General features: G+C 48.6%; 2 protein-coding genes. One reads left to right on the forward strand and one right to left on the reverse strand.

The window, feature by feature from the left end; translation table 11 throughout:
- On the reverse strand, nucleotides 1-1,123 hold a 1,123-nt coding region (locus V2I46_06805), incomplete at its 3' end, for a beta-L-arabinofuranosidase domain-containing protein (GenBank protein MEE4177204.1).
- A 56-nt stretch (nucleotides 1,124-1,179) separates the two neighbouring features.
- On the opposite strand from V2I46_06805, the gene V2I46_06810 reads away from it, so the two are divergent.
- Nucleotides 1,180-2,157 carry an adenosine kinase gene (locus tag V2I46_06810; protein ID MEE4177205.1) on the forward strand — a complete coding sequence of 326 codons (978 nt, stop codon included), beginning with the start codon at nucleotides 1,180-1,182 and terminating at the stop codon, nucleotides 2,155-2,157.
- Nucleotides 2,158-2,260 lie beyond the last annotated feature (103 nt).

Here is a 2,260-nt window from a genome sequence, read left to right on the forward strand (position 1 = left end):
CTGATAAAAGTCCATTGTAAAGTGTCCTTTCAATAACATCGTAATACCTGGCGTCGCCTTTTAACAGGAACATCCTGTGGTTCCAGAGCACAAAGGCAATGGCTGCGCACGTTTCACAATAAGCTTCAAGGTTTGGAAGTTCATAAGGCTCTCCAAAGCCTTCATGGCCCCTTCTGGCCCCAATTCCACCAGTAATGTACATTTTGGTGTAAACCACATCTTCCCAGAGCCTTTCAGTAGCCCTTTCATAGATCCTGTCACCTGTCAGCGCAGCAATATCCGTCATGGCGGCATACATGTACATGGCCCTGACCGCATGCCCGACGGCCAACTCCTGTTCGGTCACCTTTTTGTGTGCCTGGTTATATTCGGAGCCATTTTCCCGGGCTTCAAGAAAAAATCTGGCAAGCTCAAGGTAACGCTCATCCCCTGTGACCCGGTACAGCTTAATGAGGCCTATTTCAATCTCCTGGTGTCCGGGATAATTGACATAGGTTGTATCACCAAAGCTCTCATCCACAAGGTCGGCCGCCTTTATGGCAACATCCAGGAATTCCCTCTTCCCCGTTGCCTGGTAGTGGGCCACGGCTGCTTCAAACAAGTGGCCGAGGTTGTAAAGTTCGTGGCTCAGCTCATGCACGAGCTCCCACCGTTCCTTCCCTGCCCATGGATGTGCACTGTCGCCTAAAATGGTGCGGTTGGTATACAGGTACCCGTCTTCTTTCTGTGCCAGGCTGATATAATAGACCAGGGTATCAAGGTATGCCTCCAGCTGTGGATCAGGGTAGGTTTGCAATGAATAGGACGCACCTTCCATGATCTTGAATACATCTGAATCATCAAAGGGGTACAGGGAACAAAAGCCCCCTTCTTCCAAACCGGCTGCGACTTTGAAGTTTTTTATCCTGCCGGTTTCTTCCGATTGCTGAAAGGCAATGGGGATCGTCACTTCTGCATTGCGCTGTATCCTGGGTGCCCAGAACTGGTCTGTTACCCTGACCTGGTTAAAAGGGACCGGACGGATCGGGTAATCGGATTTTTTCCCCACCCGCTGATCACAGGATAGGCAGGTGAATACAAAGGATAGGGCCAGGATGGGTGCAATAATGGGATTTGTTTTCATAATATGGGTTAGCAATGATCAAAGATAATGATTTACTTTTGCCCAAAAATCGGGATATGGCAAGAATTCTTGGAATGGGCAACGCCTTGGTGGATATCATGACCCCCATACCCAATGATATCATACTTGAGGAACTGGGGCTGCCCAAGGGAAGCATGCAACTGGTTGACCTGGATACCAGCACGCGCATATTGAAAGCGACGGAACACCTTGAAAGACGGATCACCTCCGGGGGCTCAGCCGCCAATACCATCAATGGCCTTGCCATGCTGGGTGTGGAAACTGCCTTCCTGGGAAAGATCGGGATGGACGCCTTTGGAGAGGCCTTTCAAAATGACCTGCTGAAATGCGGAATCACTCCCAGGTTGTTCTTCAGCAATACCCATTCCGGCAGAGCCGTGGCTCTGATCAGCAAAGATTCCGAACGGACTTTTGCCACCCACCTGGGGGCTGCGGTGGAGTTGAATGCCGATGACCTTGAACCGGATCAGTTTCAGGGGTTTGATTATTTTCATATTGAAGGGTACATGGTCCAGAACCATGACCTGCTCAGGAAAGCTCTTGTTCTGGCAAAAGAAAGCGGGTTAACAATATCCATTGACATGGCCAGCTACAATGTCGTTGAGGAAAACCTTGATTTCCTCAGGCAGATGGTAAAGGACTATGTCGATATTCTTTTTGCCAATGAAGAGGAAGCCAGGGTGCTTACCGGTTTTGGCCCCAGGAAGGCACTGGATGAATTGGCTGCGATCTGTGATATGGCGGTTGTGAAAATCGGTGAGGAGGGATCATTGGTCCGTCAGGGTGAAAACGTTTTCGAGGTCGGAGCGATAGAAGTAAAACCACTGGATACTACGGGCGCGGGGGACCTTTACGCATCGGGATTTCTTTATGGGCTAACCAGGAATTATCCACCGGATCAATGCGGCCTGCTGGGGTCCATTCTGGCGGGAAATGTAATCGAGGTCATTGGCGCTAAAATGGGTAAAGACAAATGGGACGGGGTCATAAATGCAATTAATTCAATTATTTGATCCTGTTGTTTTTATTATTAAGCAGTTTTTTATACTTTTGCAGCCCTAAATTTCAGCAATCAAACAATTATAAGACATTTTAACATGAAGGTTTACCAGACAA

This window comes from Bacteroides sp., from assembly GCA_036351255.1.
GTDB lineage: Bacteria > Bacteroidota > Bacteroidia > Bacteroidales > UBA7960 > UBA7960.